At 35.9% G+C, this 15,327-nt stretch carries 15 protein-coding genes; 3 read left to right on the top strand and 12 right to left on the bottom strand.

The genetic code is table 11. From position 1 onward, the window contains the following. Positions 1-78 precede the first annotated feature (78 nt). The 10 genes from CRN91_RS05415 to CRN91_RS05375 all read right to left on the bottom strand — a co-directional run bounded on the left by CRN91_RS05415 (position 79) and on the right by CRN91_RS05375 (position 9,805). Positions 79-963, bottom strand: coding sequence for a DMT family transporter (locus tag CRN91_RS05415; RefSeq protein ID WP_254424918.1), 885 nt, complete (start codon positions 961-963; stop codon positions 79-81). Next, complete coding sequence (locus tag CRN91_RS08665; protein WP_168177016.1) at positions 953-1,096, bottom strand: hypothetical protein; 144 nt, start codon at positions 1,094-1,096, stop codon at positions 953-955. The genes CRN91_RS05415 and CRN91_RS08665 overlap by 11 nt, the downstream gene beginning before the upstream one ends. A gap of 141 nt (positions 1,097-1,237) precedes the next feature. Then, on the bottom strand, positions 1,238-1,522 hold the full coding sequence (locus CRN91_RS05410; protein WP_254424917.1) for a hypothetical protein: 285 nt from the start codon (positions 1,520-1,522) through the stop codon (positions 1,238-1,240). Between the two features lie 92 nt (positions 1,523-1,614). Next, positions 1,615-2,895 carry a Y-family DNA polymerase gene (locus CRN91_RS05405; RefSeq protein ID WP_114115421.1) on the bottom strand — a complete coding sequence of 427 codons (1,281 nt, stop codon included), beginning with the start codon at positions 2,893-2,895 and terminating at the stop codon, positions 1,615-1,617. After that, on the bottom strand, positions 2,888-3,469 hold the full coding sequence (locus CRN91_RS05400) for a LexA family protein (protein WP_114115420.1): 582 nt from the start codon (positions 3,467-3,469) through the stop codon (positions 2,888-2,890). The genes CRN91_RS05405 and CRN91_RS05400 overlap by 8 nt, the downstream gene beginning before the upstream one ends. A gap of 83 nt (positions 3,470-3,552) precedes the next feature. After that, positions 3,553-4,917 (bottom strand): 8-oxoguanine deaminase, encoded by a 1,365-nt coding sequence (locus tag CRN91_RS05395; RefSeq protein ID WP_114115419.1) that lies wholly within the window; start codon positions 4,915-4,917, stop codon positions 3,553-3,555. A 45-nt stretch (positions 4,918-4,962) separates the two neighbouring features. Further along, positions 4,963-5,979, bottom strand: coding sequence for an ABC transporter ATP-binding protein (locus tag CRN91_RS05390; protein WP_114115418.1), 1,017 nt, complete (start codon positions 5,977-5,979; stop codon positions 4,963-4,965). 4 nt (positions 5,980-5,983) lie between these two features. Beyond that, a complete protein-coding gene (locus CRN91_RS05385; protein WP_114115417.1) occupies positions 5,984-7,417 on the bottom strand; it encodes a carbohydrate ABC transporter permease in 1,434 nt (477 codons plus the stop codon). Beyond that, positions 7,414-8,469 carry a carbohydrate ABC transporter permease gene (locus tag CRN91_RS05380; RefSeq protein WP_114115416.1) on the bottom strand — a complete coding sequence of 352 codons (1,056 nt, stop codon included), beginning with the start codon at positions 8,467-8,469 and terminating at the stop codon, positions 7,414-7,416. The genes CRN91_RS05385 and CRN91_RS05380 overlap by 4 nt, the downstream gene beginning before the upstream one ends. 85 nt (positions 8,470-8,554) lie before the next feature. Beyond that, a complete protein-coding gene (locus CRN91_RS05375; RefSeq protein WP_114115415.1) occupies positions 8,555-9,805 on the bottom strand; it encodes an ABC transporter substrate-binding protein in 1,251 nt (416 codons plus the stop codon). A 197-nt stretch (positions 9,806-10,002) separates the two neighbouring features. Between CRN91_RS05375 and CRN91_RS05370 the strand changes: the two genes are divergently transcribed. From CRN91_RS05370 to CRN91_RS05360, 3 genes are read left to right on the top strand one after another with little or no spacing between them, the layout of a single operon-like run. After that, positions 10,003-11,022 (top strand): tagatose 1,6-diphosphate aldolase, encoded by a 1,020-nt coding sequence (locus tag CRN91_RS05370; protein ID WP_114115414.1) that lies wholly within the window; start codon positions 10,003-10,005, stop codon positions 11,020-11,022. Next, a complete protein-coding gene (locus CRN91_RS05365; RefSeq protein ID WP_114115413.1) occupies positions 11,022-12,398 on the top strand; it encodes a hypothetical protein in 1,377 nt (458 codons plus the stop codon). Before CRN91_RS05370 ends, CRN91_RS05365 begins: the two co-directional genes overlap by 1 nt. After that, complete coding sequence (locus CRN91_RS05360; protein WP_114115412.1) at positions 12,395-13,483, top strand: Gfo/Idh/MocA family protein; 1,089 nt, start codon at positions 12,395-12,397, stop codon at positions 13,481-13,483. Before CRN91_RS05365 ends, CRN91_RS05360 begins: the two co-directional genes overlap by 4 nt. Here CRN91_RS05360 and CRN91_RS05355 read toward each other — a convergent pair. Beyond that, positions 13,480-14,406, bottom strand: a complete 927-nt coding sequence (locus tag CRN91_RS05355) for an NAD(P)-dependent oxidoreductase (protein ID WP_114115411.1) — start codon at positions 14,404-14,406, stop codon at positions 13,480-13,482. The genes CRN91_RS05360 and CRN91_RS05355 overlap by 4 nt on opposite strands. Beyond that, a complete protein-coding gene (locus tag CRN91_RS05350) occupies positions 14,403-15,320 on the bottom strand; it encodes a carbohydrate kinase family protein (protein ID WP_114115410.1) in 918 nt (305 codons plus the stop codon). The genes CRN91_RS05355 and CRN91_RS05350 overlap by 4 nt, the downstream gene beginning before the upstream one ends. Between the last annotated feature and the right edge of the window lie 7 nt (positions 15,321-15,327).

Raw genomic sequence — 15,327 nt, 5'->3', positions numbered from 1 at the left:
CATTGGATGTTAACAATAAATTATTATAATAGTTTAATTAAATGATATTCATTTATATTTCAAAACCTGGAAAGTAATTTATTGTGTTGTTGCTTTTCTACTAACCTTTTGTTCTCGATGAAAAGTATAAATGCCTGTACTGACTATAATAACGGTTCCAACTAAAGTCGGTTGGTCAGGCCAATCGCCAAACATCAAAATACCCAACCCAATTGCTCCAAGCATAGAGGTATATCGAAAAGGAGAAACGAAACCAATGTCGCCAATTCGCATAGCCATGACACTCAATAAAGTAGCGATCAAAATGGCAACAGCCGCACCAAGAATGAGCAACCATGACACTGTGCTAACAGTATCCCACTCTGAACCAATCATCATAATTCCAGCAAACAAGGTACTGCCAACAGCCGTTGATAGAACCACGGTGATGGTCGGGACTTGGCTTGTTAGTTTACGGGTGGCAATTTCTCTTACAGTAAGAAAAATAATCGCCATAAAAGCTGAAAGCGAATAGATATTAAAACCCTCCAGACCGGGCCGGACAACAATTAGAACACCAACAAAGCCAACAAGTATGGCACTCCAGCGTCGCCACCCAACAGGTTCTGCAAGGAAAAGTGCAGCAGCCATTGTTATAGCAAGCGGTAAAGCCTGTAGAATTGCGGTGACATTGGCTAACGGCATATGCTTGAGGGCTGTCAGGAAAGTGATTGTTACAAAAATCTCAGCACCCACACGCACCAATATGAGACGCTTATCCTGTTTTGAAAGATTGCGTATCGCCACTTTGGTAATCCACACCATGATCAAAATTGGTGGAATAGTAATTATACTTCGTAGAAATACTGCCTGAAATAAAGCAATCTCAGAAAATAGAAGCTTCATAAAAGCATCATTGATAACATATGCAGATACACAGGCCGTCATCAGAGCGGCGCCTTTCATATTGCTGTTAAGGCGCATCAATAACTCCAAATTCTAGCAAACTATCCCCAAGTCTTATATCTACAACTTTGAAATTTGCAAAATGGTCTGCAAAGACTGCAGGAGAATTAAGAAAGAATAATGAGAGTAAAAGTAGGAGTGTTTTTTTCATAATTTATTGAAATAATTGATTTAATGAGAGCTAATTATTTCAATAAATTTTGGTCAAGCTCTTTTAAATATTTTAAAAATACTCGAAGCTTTTCAGGCATTCACTCTCTACTTACATAGATCACATAAACTGTTAGTGGCTCTATCCCATAAAGTACTCATCAATTTGTGCCAAAGGAGTTGTTGATGAAACATCCGCGCCTCCTGCTTCACGTATTGCTACTATATCAGGGCGTTCACCAAATGATTTTACATATGATGGGTCTTTCATTTCCGCCAGCACATAGACTGCTGTTTCATCCGGATTTGCTCCTGCCCAAATTATCTTTGCACCTTGTTCATTCATCTGAGGCTCAAGACCTTTTGCCATTTTTGACCATGTCTCCCAGCCCTTAGAAATATTAATTGTCATTAACATTCTCACCATGCTACTTTCTCCTTATTTATTAAATAGTAATAACATTCTAATCTATAAATTTAACTCTTTCATCACAATTTATTAATGGTTTATTTATGCACCTAAATTACCAATAATTCAGTCCAACTTGTGGTGTATCTTTTTGACTTAAAATCAGCCTTTGGTCTCCATTTATCATTACCTATTTCGCTAGCATATTTGAGTGATTCATTAAAGCGCTTATTAACCAACCTTATAGCATTAGATTTATTAGAGCTATCTATGTTTCTTTGATTATCCTCATTAGTCAAAAATAGATCTTGTTGCGGGTAATTTTTAACCAGATTACTTAGTACTATACCACCCTTATAAAATGAGTGTCCTGGCTTATAAATAAGCCTAAGTATCTTAGATATTAATGGAATAATTTGAGATTCATTCTTAATCGCTGTTGTCATACCTATAGTTTTTGATAAGTGGACACAGGCTTTATTTTTTTTATGGGGATTGGTATAAATAAAGACAGTAATAGTTGTTGTTGCTAATTTATGATTATTTAGCTTATAAACAGCTTTTCTAGTAAGGTTAGTCAAGGCTTGATTCAACTCATGAAAGTCGGTTAAATCAGAGCCAAAAGAACGAGAAGATACAATTTGCTGCCTTGTTGGAGGAATGGCTTCAATAGGAATACACGAGTTACCATAAAGCTCTTGATAAACTTTCTTACCATTAACCCCTAAAAGGGTTTCAATGACACCAATATCTGCCTGATAAAAATCATTACTAGAAATAATACCAATTCGATTAAGTTTTTTAGCACTCTGCCTTCCTATTCCCCATAAGTCGCCTACCTCAACGGATTGTAGTAGTTTGCAGTATCTTTCATAGGGCAGCTCATCTATATCAAAAACACCATTAAACCTTGTGTATTTTTTGGCAATTCGATTAGCAAGCTTTGCCAAGACCTTGGTGCTGCCCATACCGACACATACTGGAACCCCCGTCCAACTCTTAACATTTTGCCTTAAAGACTGCATATGATTTATTAAGTGAAACGGCAATCCTACCAAGTCTATAAAACTTTCATCTATAGAATAAACTTCTTGAATAGGAGAATACTGACCAATAATTTTCATTACTCTAGAAGACATATCTCCATACAAGGGGTAGTTAGAAGATTTGACTACAATGCCATTTTTAATAATCATGTCTCTTACTTTAAAATAAGGTACGCCCATCTTAACACCCAGTGCCTTAGCTTCATTAGAACGGGCAATAATACAACCATCGTTATTAGAAAGAACAATAATCGGCCTACCCTCTAGCTTGGGCTCAAAAACTCTTTCACAAGAGGCGTAGAAGTTATTACAGTCTACTAATGCAAATTTAGTTTTATTAATCATACTGATGTATCACCGAGGTCACAACACCCCATATGATGAGTTCATCAGTCCCTTTAATCTTGATGTCTTCAAATTCAGAATTTTCAGCCTTAAGAGTTATATTTCCCTTGTATTTATGCAAACGCTTAACAGTAAACTCGCCATCAACAACAGCAATGACAATCTTTCCACTTTTAGGAGATAGTGATTTATCAACTATCAGTATATCGCCTTGATGAATACCAGCACCTATCATCGACTCACCCTGCGCCTTAACAAAGAAGGTTGCCTCCTTATGATGAATAAGGTGAGTATTTAAATCAAGCGTATCTTCCAAATGGTCGTCTGCTGGAGAAGGAAATCCTGCCTGTACACGCGAAGTAAAGATTGGAATTAGTTGCTTAACTGGATCCTCATTAACCCTAAGAACTTCTATACCTGACTTAACTTGAGATTTGTATATCTCAATACTAGGAGTAATGGAGTCGACAAGACTAATTGGAACTCTAATAACCTTAGTTTGTTCTTTAAAGTTGCCTGAGTTTTTTTTACGACCAGCACCCTTTCTGGCACCACCATGATTGTGTATATTCATAACTAACTTGAAATTTGTAACATTATTCAAGTTAGGATTATAGGTTAACTAATATAGAGAGTCAATGGTAATAATAAGAAAAACTAAACGTTAGCTAATTGACGTAATTTTATTGCTGCATTACTGTGACGACTTATTAATTCAGCCTCATCCTGACCATCAATTTTTCCATCAACAACCTTCCACTTCCCAGCTATCATAACCCTATCAGCTTTTTGTGCTCCACAAAGAAGTAAGGCAGCCAAAGAGTCATGGCTACCAGAGAATCTGAGTTCATCAAGCTTAAATAAAGCTAGATCTGCCTGCTTACCAATCGCAATCTCTCCAATATCAGACCTTCCTAAAAGCGCAGCTGAACCTTTAGTAGCCCAATCATAGGCTTTTTGATGAGTAACCCTTGAGGCGCCATAACGTAAACGCTGCAAGTACATTGCTTGCCTAAGCTCAGCTATCATATTAGAGCCATCATTTGAGGCTGAGCCGTCAACACCAAGACCTATAGTGGACCCAGACTCCTCAAGCTCAAGACTATGACAAATACCTGAAGCTAGCATCATATTCGAGCTGGGGCAGTGACAAATACCAACACCAGATTCACCCAGCTTTTGGATTTCTTGTTTATTAAAGTGTATACCGTGAGCAAGCCAAGTCTTATTAGATAGCCAGCCAACACTCTCAAGATAATCTACAGTCCTTAAACCAAACTTTTCTAGACAGAATTTCTCTTCATCTATTGTCTCAGCCAGGTGAGTATGCAAACGAACATCATATTGCTGCGCAAGACCTGCAGTTTCTATCATTAAATCCTTAGTTACAGAGAATGGCGAACATGGTGCTAAAGCAATTTGTGTCATTGCACCCTCTTTGTTATTATGGTATTTCTTAATTAGTCGCTCACTATCAAGCAGTATATCTCGCTTAGTTTGAACAACCGACTGTGGTGGCAAACCACCATCTTTTTCTCCTAGACTCATTGAACCCCTAGTTAAAGTAACTCGCATACCAATTTTTTGAGCCTCCTCAACTTGGATATCTATAGCATTTTCAAGCTGGCTGGGAAATAAATAATGATGATCACTTGCAGTAGTGCATCCAGAGAGTAAAAGCTCAGAAAGTGCTAATTCTGTAGAAACTGCAAGCATCTCAGGTTCAATATTTGCCCAGACCTTATAAAGGCTCTTCAACCAGGGAAAAAGATCCTTATTTAGTGCCTCAGGATAAGCTCTCGTTAAAGTTTGATAAAAGTGGTGATGGGTATTAATTAGTCCTGGAAGAAGAACACTATTACTAGCATCATAGACCTCATTAATATCAGCTTTAGGCAACCTACCTAAGGGCACTAATTCAATAATTTTATTGCCACTAATAACGACACCACTATCGCTATTATCTGCATATACAGCTAAAGGGTTCTTAATCCAAACTGCTGACTGATCAGTATCCAACATACAAAATTAATTTATTAAGAATAACTTGATAATACACAATGAAAATTACAGAGATATTCCATTTGAATCAAACCAGTGGGTATTGCTTGAATTAAATCCAACATTAACAGATTGATTAGATTTAATATCAGTTTGATTGTTTAATTTGATAGAGATCTCTTGATCACCAATCGTATCGCCATAGAGATAACTATCAGAACCTAGTTGCTCAACATTTACTACCTTTAAAGGTAATGAGTTTTCTTCTGTGATTGTTAAATGTTCTGGCCTTATACCAAAGGTGATGGCTCCCTTAGGAGCAAGTTTTTTGATCTTCTCTGGGAGTGATGAGCAATTTAAAAAATTCATTTTTGGTGAGCCAATAAACCCAGCAACAAATAAATTAGCAGGTTTATTATATAAATCTAGAGGGGTTCCTGTCTGTTCAATAATTCCATCATGCATAACAACAATCTTATCTGCCATTGTCATTGCTTCAACTTGGTCATGAGTAACATAAACCATGGTGTTTCCAAGTCTTGCATGTAGAGCTTTTAATTCAACACGAGTAGCAACTCGGAGTTCTGCATCTAAATTTGATAGTGGCTCATCAAATAGATAGATTGATGGCTCCCTAACAATAGCTCTTCCAATTGCAACTCGTTGTCTTTGGCCACCAGATAATTGCCCAGGGCGTCTTTTTAAGTACTCCTCCATTCTAAGCTGAGTAGCGGCTTTAGTAATTCTCTGATCAATATCTTCTTTATCTAACTTTAAATTTTCCAGGCCAAATGCTAGGTTTTGTCTAACTGTCATATGAGGGTAAAGAGCATAGGACTGAAAAACCATTGCTAACCCCCTTTTTGCTGCAGAAACATCATTTACTCTTTCATCATTAATAAAGATAGAACCCTCAGTAATTGCCTCAAGTCCAGCGATCATCCTCAAAAGGGTTGATTTGCCGCAACCAGATGGCCCAACTAGCACACAAAATTCACCGTCTAAAACCTCTAATTCAAGCCCATGAATGACCTCTGTTTTGCCATAAGATTTTTTAATATCAATGAGTTTAAGATTTGCCATAATTTTATTTCATCCCTGTTGATGCAATGCCAGTTGTAATATATTTTTGCAGGAAAACAAATACAAGTGTTGTTGGAACCAGACTAACCACAGTCATGGCTAAAGCATAGTGCTCTCTTGCAAGGTACTCTCCGTTAAAGTCAAGCAAACAGAGCTGAATAGTATAAGCAGCTTTTGTTGTTGAAACAGCTATCATTGGCAGAATTAAATCATTCCATCGCCATATAATTGAAAGAATACCTAGAACGGCTATAGCTGGGAGAGCCAATGGAAAAATGATTCTCCAATAAATAGTCCACTCACTCGCAGCATCCATTCTGGCAGCCTCTAAAAGTTCATCTGGAATAGTAAGCATATACTGTCTTAGCATAAAAACTCCAGTTGGCGTTGCAGCCCCAGGAATTATGACCCCCCATAGAGAGCCTGAAAGACCAGTCATTGTGACCATCTTAAAAATACCAACAATTAATACTGATGCTGGCACCATAAGTGTTGCAAGAATTATTACAAAAAAGACTACTTGTCCATTAAATCGATACTTAGACAAAGCAAAAGCCGCCATAGAATTAATCAATAGAGTTATCAAGGTTGCCACAATAGTTACAAATACAGAGTTATTGAGACACCTAACAGCATCAAAACTCCCCAGAGCTTTTTTAGTCAAAGGGTCTGTATAGTTTATCCATGAAGGTTTTAAGCTTTTATTGATAATAATCTCATTCTGAGGAAGTTTAGCTATACCTGCTTCAGGGTTAGATACAAGCCTTGCATTAACAGTGTCTTTAGTTGGGTTAATTCGACTAACTGAATACTCAACTACCTCACCCGTTTGAGGATCAGCCATGGAGATTAGAATTTGAGCAGTAAACCCATTGGGTTTATAGGGCTTGAGTCCTAAAAATTCTGACAATAATCTAGCGTCCTCTTGATTTAAACTATCAACTATGGACTGAGGATCATAATCTTTCTTCGCACTAGGAAACATACTCGGATACTTAATCAGCCAATCTGGTAAGTCTTGATCAACAATTAACTCTTTGGCTAAAACTGAAACTAAACCAAAGTGAGATCTTAATGCATAGTATTCATTACCACTAAAGTTCTTAATATAGTTTATAACATCCTTTTCAGCCCGTTCATCGTCATCTAAATTTTTCCAGAACATGACCCAAGGATCTAGGTCTTTCATAATCAATATATTTTTACCATCAGGGCCGTAGATTGTTGCTCTGGCGATTCGCTCATAATCCATTGGTAGAAAATTGGTATCGTATTTTTGAAGTAAAAACTGCGATTTAACTGAGTTCATAACCAGCCACAGAACTGGCAAAAAGATAATTAAAAACCCAAGGAATAAAAAACCATATGAAATCCAGTCAGTCAAGCTTGCTTGTTTTCTACCCTGCCTGCGAGTAAAAAACTTTATAACATCATTCATAGCTTAATCTGCCTTCGAGTTAAATAGAATTGAAGCAGCGAAAGAACAATTAGTATCAGTGCAACAATTAGCGATGCCATTGCCGCTATTCCAAGACCAAAAAAAGTTTTTTGACCTCTAATTCCAGCATTTTCTACAATATAAGAAACAAGAGAAATCCACCCAACTTGAAGAGCATACAGCTCTTCAAATGCTTGCACTGCTTTAATTAATGAGAGCACTGTTACAACAAGCAAGATTGGCATAAGTAAGGGTAATGTTATTCGCCAAAAAACTCGCCTTTCAGAGGTACCATCCATTTGTGCCGCCTCATAAAGATCCCTTGGAATGGACTGCAGGCCAGCGAGTAAGATGAGCATATAAAAACCCATATGAGCCCATGTATAGACAAAAATTGACCAGAACATAGTCCAACTTGGATCCATTAACCACTGGATTGGTTCACTAATCCAGTTCCAATCCATTAGCGTTTGAGACAGCATACCTTGCCTCTTCAATATAAGAGTCCATAGAAATGCAACAACCACAGGGCTTAGCATGACTGGATAGAAAAATACAGCTCTCCAAAAACCTCTTCCTATAACCTCTCTATTAAGAACTATTGCAGTAAAAAGTGCAATAAGAATCATTATTGGCACCTGAAGAATTACAAAAACAAAGGTATCGTAAAGAGCTGACTTAAATTTAGCATTTTCAACATTGATACCACCAGTATCAATTTGAATTTCCTGAGTAATCCTTGCCAAGTTATCCAGACCTGAGAAGGCTCTATTTTCAAAGTTAATACTTGTTCCATCGGTTACAGAAAAACCAAAGTTCATAAATAATGGAAGAAAAGTAAAGAGTCCAAAAATTAATATATTTGGAAATAAGAAAAGATAAGGCAGTGATTTTGTTCCAAATAGCTTCTGAGTAAATTCAATTGGCCAGCCAATACTTGACATAAGTTTTGGAACAAAGCCGTAGACATCCTTTGCCAATATAAAGCCAGTCAAAAGATATAAAACGAAAAATAAAAGCCAGTTATTAAGATTTAGAACAGCGTCAAACATTATTAGAATTGGGTTTTAAAATAAATTAAGGCCGCCATAAAAGACGGCCTTAAAGTTTAGAACTTTAGTATAACTGAATAATTAATTACTCAGCTATCTTTGCTGCTACGTCAGCATCAATTGCTGCCAAAGCGTCATCAAGGCTCATTTCACCCGTAATAGCTTTGGTTATGTAATCAGGAACAATACCATAAATGGCAAAGTTCTTATTGTAGCCTTGGAACCAGTATGCTTGTGGTGTAGATTCCGCTGCTTTACCAGCATTAGCTGCAAAAGTTGAAAGTCCAGCAGAAACTCTTTGGCTTACACCATCATAATCAATTCCTTTTTTCTGAAGACCTTGGTGTGCAGTAATGTTTGAAGTATTAGCTGCAAAATAACCAGCTCTTCCAGCTTGTGACAAGAAGTCAATGAAAGAAGCAGAAACTTCAGGGTGTTTAGTTGAATTAAACGCAACAACTCCAGAACCTCCTGGCATTGCTCCACAACCACCTGTTCCACATGGAATTGGAACAACTTTCCATTCAAAATCAGTGATATTTGCATCATAGTTACCAAGCATCCAAGAGCCTGACATATGCATAGCTACTGTTCCATCAAGGAAAAGAGGTGCTGCATTTTTATAAGCAGTTCCCCCACCAGCAGGCCAACCTTCAGCAGGCATTAAGCCCTCTTCATGCCACCCAACAAACTTTTCAGCAAAAGCTTTGAAGCCGTCATCAACTAGAATAGGAACACCATTTTCATGGAATTTAGCACCATATGAGAATGCAGGACCAGCCCATCTGTGAGCTGTTCTATCCATAGCAAGACCAGCAGTTAAGCCAAGCTCTGATTTAACAACTCTTAAGGCATCAGCCCAATCATCCCATGAAGCTCCTTCCTCAGGCATATCAACACCAGCATCTTCAAACATAGTCACGTTTACATATGGACCCGTAACCGTGAGCTGAGCTTGCCAGCCATAAATACCATTATCGCCAGATGGTTTTCTATACCATGGCAATGTAGCACCATAATTTGCTTCCCATTTTGCAACATCTACATAAGGAGTTAAATCAAGATAATATTGATTAAGTCCACCTAAATTTGTAACACGGGCGACGTCTGGAGCAGAACCTGCCTCAAGTTGGTTTTCAAGCTGATCTCTAACGACATCATAACCAACTATCTCAAAGTTAACTGTATTTCCAGTTGAACCTTCCCATATAGAAGACATCTGTTGCAAAACATCACACTCATTAGCATCTTGATAGCAAACAAATTTAATTTCTGCTGCATTGACACCAAACGAGGAGACGGCAAGAATAGATGCCAATAAAATACTTTTTTTCATTTCTTTCTCCAATAGTTATTGTTTTAAATTGTTTTTTCTATTAAATTCAAAAACCTAGTTAAAAGCAAAATATTTAAATTTAATGAAATTCGAGTATACATGAATTGATATATATCAGTAAAATAATAAACAGAAATATGAACCCAAGTTTCAGTATATGAAACCTCATAATTATTCTAACTAGAGATCATTAAAAAATGCCAACGAAAAATATTGGAAAGTTAATACATTTAAAAAAACTTTGTACAGATAATAATCATTTTCAAATGCTTGCTGTAGACCAGAGACCTCCCATCTTTAATATCATATCTAAGGCAAAAGGCAGAAAGCATAACTATGCTGAAGTAGTTGAATGTAAAAAATTAATTACCACAAACTTATCTCATTTAGCTACAGCCATTCTAATGGATCCTCATTATTCATTATCAAATATTCTTCAATATAATAACTCTAAAGGACTTGTTATAACTCTTGAAGAACATAGTTTCGTTGAAACAGCACAAGGTCGATTCTCAGAAAATATTGATAACTGGAGTGTAGAGAAAATTAAAAAAGCAGGTGGAGACGCAGTCAAAGTTTTAGCTTGGTATCGACCTGATGCTGAGGCAAAGTCAATTGAGCATCAAAAAAAATATGTCAAACAAGTTGGTCTAGAGTGTGAAAAATATAATATTCCTTTTCTATTAGAACTTCTCGTTTACCCTTTTCAAGACGATGAAAACCATACAAAAGAATATCAAGAACAAAAACAAAAAAAGTCACGTCATGTAATTGATAGTGTCAAAGAGTTCGCCAAAGATGAATACAAAGTTGATATTTTTAAGTTAGAAAGTCCTGTTGATAGTGATCAACTTGAAAATGAGATTAGTGGGAAGACTGAACTAGCTTTTAAAGAGCTCTCTGAAGCGACCAATGATAAGCCTTGGGTTGTCTTATCATCTGGAATGGGTAAAGACTCCTTTTATAAATGTCTTGAACTTGCTTATAAAAATGGTGCCTCAGGTTACCTTGCTGGAAGAACGATTTGGCTTGATGCTTTTAATAACTATCCAGATATTAGCCTAGTTGAAAAAGGTTTAAAAAATGACTCTGTAACTTATATTAAAAAACTTAATGATTTGACAGCTAAAAAAGCTCAATCTCTTGAAACATTTTTTATAAATGGCTTTAAAATTCAAGAACCTGAAAAATTTACTAAGAACTTCGGAGGTTTTTAATGATTGGATATTTAGCACTAGCTAGAGAAACATTTGATGTTGAGTTTGCTGAATCAAAATTTAGTAAAGCTAAATCAATTCTGTTATCCCTGTCACCTAATGCAATTGGCTTTGATAAACTTGTTACAAATGATGAAGATGCTGATAAGGCTTTATCATTTTTTAAAAGCCATGAGTGTGAGAAAATTTTTCTTTTTCAAACGACATTTACTGATGCAAAATTTCTTCTAAACTTCGCTCAATCAATTAATAAACCACTATGTATTGTCTCATTCCCAGAACCAAGGACTGGTGGAAGATTAAGATTAAACTCTATTTGTGGACTCAATCTTGGAATGCATTCTTTAATCAAGAACAATATTACTCCTGAGTTTGTAATTATTGAAAGTGATGATAGTGTTAATAAGTCTTTATTTTTAAATTTTATTAATGGTAGTAATGATAATCAACCCCTATTATGGAATAAAGCTACCTTGAGTGGCAATGAAGTAGATTTTAATTACACCATTGACAAGCAGACAATTGGAATTATTGGAACTAGGCCTGAGGGTTTTGACACCTGTGATTATGACTCAAATGAGGTAACAACCAAGCTTAACGTTTCACTAGTTGATCTTGATTTAGATGACTTATTTGATGAGGCAAAAGATGTTGCAGCTGCCACTATTACTGAAACTAAAAATACAGTTTCAAGCTATCTACAAGGGACTGAGGAGCTTGTTCAGGAGGAGTTTGATAAAAGTCTTTCAATCTATCATGGTCTTGAAAATCTAAAAGATAAGCATAATCTCGATGCCTTTGCTATTAGATGTTGGCCAGAAACTTTTACTGAGTATGGTTGTGCTTCTTGTGGTCCAATGGCTATGATGAATGAGAAAAAAGTTAGCTGTGCTTGTGAAGCTGACGTTTTAGGAGGGATTAGCTGTAATATACTTAATCAGATGAATGACAGCCCTTCACTTTTGGTAGATATTGTTGATGTTGATAAGTCCGATAATTCTCTAGTTTTTTGGCATTGTGGACTTGCTCCAATTAGTATGGCAAAAGAAGGTACCGCTAAATCAGGTATCCACTCAAATAGAAAAAAACCTCTTCTTCATGATTTCAGTTTAAAGCAGGGACAAATAACAATCTTCAGAGTTTCAAAAGCAAGAAACAAACTTCAATTCTTTATTATGAAAGGTCATGTTATAGATAGACCAAACTCTTTCTCTGGAACCTCAGGAGTAATAAGTCTTGGTGATGATAGTCCCGATAAATTAGAACAAATGTTTAAGGGGGGTCTAGAGCATCATGTTGCTTTTACTTATGGTGATATATCTGACAAGCTTATTCATTTTGGCAAAAAAATGAACATACCTACCTATACACTGTGATTAAAAAAATTAAATACGCTATTATCGGTGGCGGCTGTATGGGTCAAGAGCACATACTTAATATTGAGATTATTGAAGATGCTGAGGTAGTTGCATTGTGCGATACGAGCCAAAAATCGATAAATGAATGTCTTGACTTACTTAACAATGAAGTAGCTATTTTTGAAGATTACAATGACCTTATTGAGGCTAATATTGCAAATGCATTTATAATTGCAACGCCTAATTTTTCTCATATTGACGTTTTAAAAGATGTTATGAGATCAGGAGCGCATCTCTTAATTGAAAAACCACTTTGTACGACAGTAAAAGACTGCCAAGAATTTGAAGAAATGGCAAAAAATTATTCTGGAGTAATTTGGACTGCAATGGAGTATCGCTATATGCCTCCTGTACAAAGGATGATTCAAGAGATACATAATGGCACTATTGGTGATTTAAAGATGCTCTCGATAAGGGAGCACCGCTTTCCCTTTCTTCATAAAGTTGATGACTGGAATAGATTTGCAATAAAAACTGGTGGTACTTTAGTTGAAAAGTGCTGTCATTTCTTTGACCTAATGAGGCTCATTGCTCAAAGTGAGCCATTAAAAGTTTATGCCAGTGGCAATCAAGATGTAAATCATTTAAATGAGACTTATGATGGAATGACTCCAGACATCCTTGATAATGCTTTTGTTATTGTTGACTTTGATAATGGCGTTAGAGCATTCCTTGACTTATGTATGTTTGCTGAGAATTCAGAATATCAAGAAGAGCTTTGTGCTGTTGGCTCAATTGGAAAAATAGAAACTGAAGTACCCTCTAATAAATCTGGAATCACCAACTCAGATATTCGAATTGGTCTTAGAGAAGATAATACTGCGTTAAAGGAAAATATTGAGGTTGATGCAAAAATTCATGAGGTAGGTCATCACCATGGATCTACATATTATGAACACACTTCCTTTATTAAGGCTATTCAAAATAATACTAAACCAGAAGTATCACTTAAAGATGGCCTTATTGCGGTAGCAATTGGTGAGGCTGCTGAAAAGTCAATTAAAGAAGGAAGAATCGTTCAAATGAGTGAGTTTAATCTCTAGTTACCTAAAAACTGAATTGTTTTGTCAGCAATAAACTGACTCACTCTAATATTTGACTCAACTGTAACTCCTGAAGTATGAGGCGTTAGAATACAATTCATTGAACCATTTACCTGTTTATAGAAGTTTTCGTTTACAGGCTCAGAGCTGTAAACATCTAGCGCAAAACCTTTAATCAAATTATCACTATAAGCTTTTAATAAGTCTTTCTCATTAACAATTGATCCTCTTGATGAATTTATAACAATTGGAGCCCTTTTCATTAAGCTAAATGAGCTTTTATTAATTAAATCTTTAGTTTCATCTGTAAGAGGAAGGTGGATCGATATTACATCAGAATTAACAAAAATATCATTTTGACTAACCAACGAGACATTATATTTTTTAGCATCAGAGTCCGGAACAAAAGGATCATAAGCAATTACCTTTGCTCCAAAAACCTGCGCTAATCGACATACTTTTTTCCCAATTACACCAAAGCCAAGAAGTCCTAAAGTTTTACCCCCAAGTTCTCTTGACTCAATAGTTGTTCTTGGCCAATTACCGATGATAGTTCCATTATGTGAAATTGGGATATTCTTTAATAAGGAGAGTGCACAACTAATAACATATTCAGCCACAGAGTCTGCATTCATTCCAGTTGCAGGTTGAACTTTAATGTTGTTGCTAGAACAGAAATCAGTGTTAATATTATCTAAACCAACGCCTAATCTTCCAACAAAACAAAGATTTTTTGCTTGAGTTAATAGCTCTTCATTGAGTTGAGTTTTATTTCTTACTATGACGGCATCTACATCAACTATTTGAGAACTTAAAATCTCAAGTTTTTCATGCAGACTTGGATCATAATTTACATCAAAAAGCTCTGATATTTTATCAACACTCTCTTGCTCCATAAATTCTGTTATTAGGACTTTTTTCATAATGAATTATTTTTTTTAGATAATTTTAAATGTTTTGAAAACTCTATGACTTCATCAAAACTTGGAAGGGACTCTATACCACCTACTCTCGTGCATTTTAAGGATGCACATGCAGTTGCCAACTCAATTGCCTCTTTGATGGTTTTATTGAGTTCAATAAATCTTATAAATGCTCCATGAAAAATATCACCAGCACCATTGGTTTCTATAGCCTTAACTTGAGGTGATTCACAATGAAAAATTTCTCCATTATTTATCCAATAAACTCCTTTTGGGCCCATGGTAACTGCATAAAACTTAGGATTTGAGGTGTATAAGCTTTCTAATGAATCAGAAATAGACTCCTTATTTGTATAACGCTTAAGACCAATCTCAGAAAAAATTGGGAAAGATGCTGAATTAACAACCTCTTCAATAAGTTTACTATTTATAAAATTATCCAGATCTACCACACAGTTAATTTTATTTTTATAACAATTTATTGCAACATAATGGGAGGCTTCAACCCAATTAGTATCAACCAAATAGGATTGTTTAGATGAAAAATCAAAAGCTGGCAAAGATTTCACATTAATAAGTTTTTCCTCATTAAAGACTGCAAGCATCCTTTCACCCTCTAAATCTTCAAAAATATGACTCTGAGAGCTTTGTGCATCATTTATAAATAATGACTTATTAATCTGAATATTAGCTTTATCAAACTTAGACTTTAAAAAACTAGCTGCGTCATCATCACCAAAACGACCAATAAATTCAGCATCTCCACCTAAAGACTTAATAGCAAAACTAGCTACAGGAGCTGGCCCACCAAGCCTTTTCTCTAGACTATTTGCCACTAGTTTTATTGGTTTTTCAGGAAAGCTATCGATTCTAACAACTCTGTCGAGAAAAATAGGGCCAACACATGTAATCATATAATTT

Origin of the sequence: Candidatus Thioglobus sp. NP1 (genome assembly GCF_003326015.1) — a bacterium.
Lineage (GTDB): Bacteria > Pseudomonadota > Gammaproteobacteria > PS1 > Pseudothioglobaceae > Pseudothioglobus > Pseudothioglobus singularis_A.
The sequence above is the reverse complement of the archived record's forward strand: the minus strand, read 5'-3'. Positions and strand labels throughout refer to the sequence as shown.

Coding starts and splice junctions, on each gene's coding strand:
- CRN91_RS05355 (WP_114115411.1), bottom strand. CDS start 14,406: ATGAAAAAAGTCCTAATAACAGAATTTATGGAGCAAGAGAGTGTTGAT.
- CRN91_RS05410 (WP_254424917.1), bottom strand. CDS start 1,522: ATGGTGAGAATGTTAATGACAATTAATATTTCTAAGGGCTGGGAGACA.
- CRN91_RS05395 (WP_114115419.1), bottom strand. CDS start 4,917: ATGTTGGATACTGATCAGTCAGCAGTTTGGATTAAGAACCCTTTAGCT.
- CRN91_RS05400 (WP_114115420.1), bottom strand. CDS start 3,469: ATGAATATACACAATCATGGTGGTGCCAGAAAGGGTGCTGGTCGTAAA.
- CRN91_RS05405 (WP_114115421.1), bottom strand. CDS start 2,895: ATGATTAATAAAACTAAATTTGCATTAGTAGACTGTAATAACTTCTAC.
- CRN91_RS05375 (WP_114115415.1), bottom strand. CDS start 9,805: ATGAAAAAAAGTATTTTATTGGCATCTATTCTTGCCGTCTCCTCGTTT.
- CRN91_RS05385 (WP_114115417.1), bottom strand. CDS start 7,417: ATGAATGATGTTATAAAGTTTTTTACTCGCAGGCAGGGTAGAAAACAA.
- CRN91_RS05365 (WP_114115413.1), top strand. CDS start 11,022: ATGATTGGATATTTAGCACTAGCTAGAGAAACATTTGATGTTGAGTTT.
- CRN91_RS05370 (WP_114115414.1), top strand. CDS start 10,003: ATGCCAACGAAAAATATTGGAAAGTTAATACATTTAAAAAAACTTTGT.
- CRN91_RS05415 (WP_254424918.1), bottom strand. CDS start 963: ATGCGCCTTAACAGCAATATGAAAGGCGCCGCTCTGATGACGGCCTGT.
- CRN91_RS05350 (WP_114115410.1), bottom strand. CDS start 15,320: ATGATTACATGTGTTGGCCCTATTTTTCTCGACAGAGTTGTTAGAATC.
- CRN91_RS05390 (WP_114115418.1), bottom strand. CDS start 5,979: ATGGCAAATCTTAAACTCATTGATATTAAAAAATCTTATGGCAAAACA.
- CRN91_RS08665 (WP_168177016.1), bottom strand. CDS start 1,096: ATGAAAAAAACACTCCTACTTTTACTCTCATTATTCTTTCTTAATTCT.
- CRN91_RS05380 (WP_114115416.1), bottom strand. CDS start 8,469: ATGTTTGACGCTGTTCTAAATCTTAATAACTGGCTTTTATTTTTCGTT.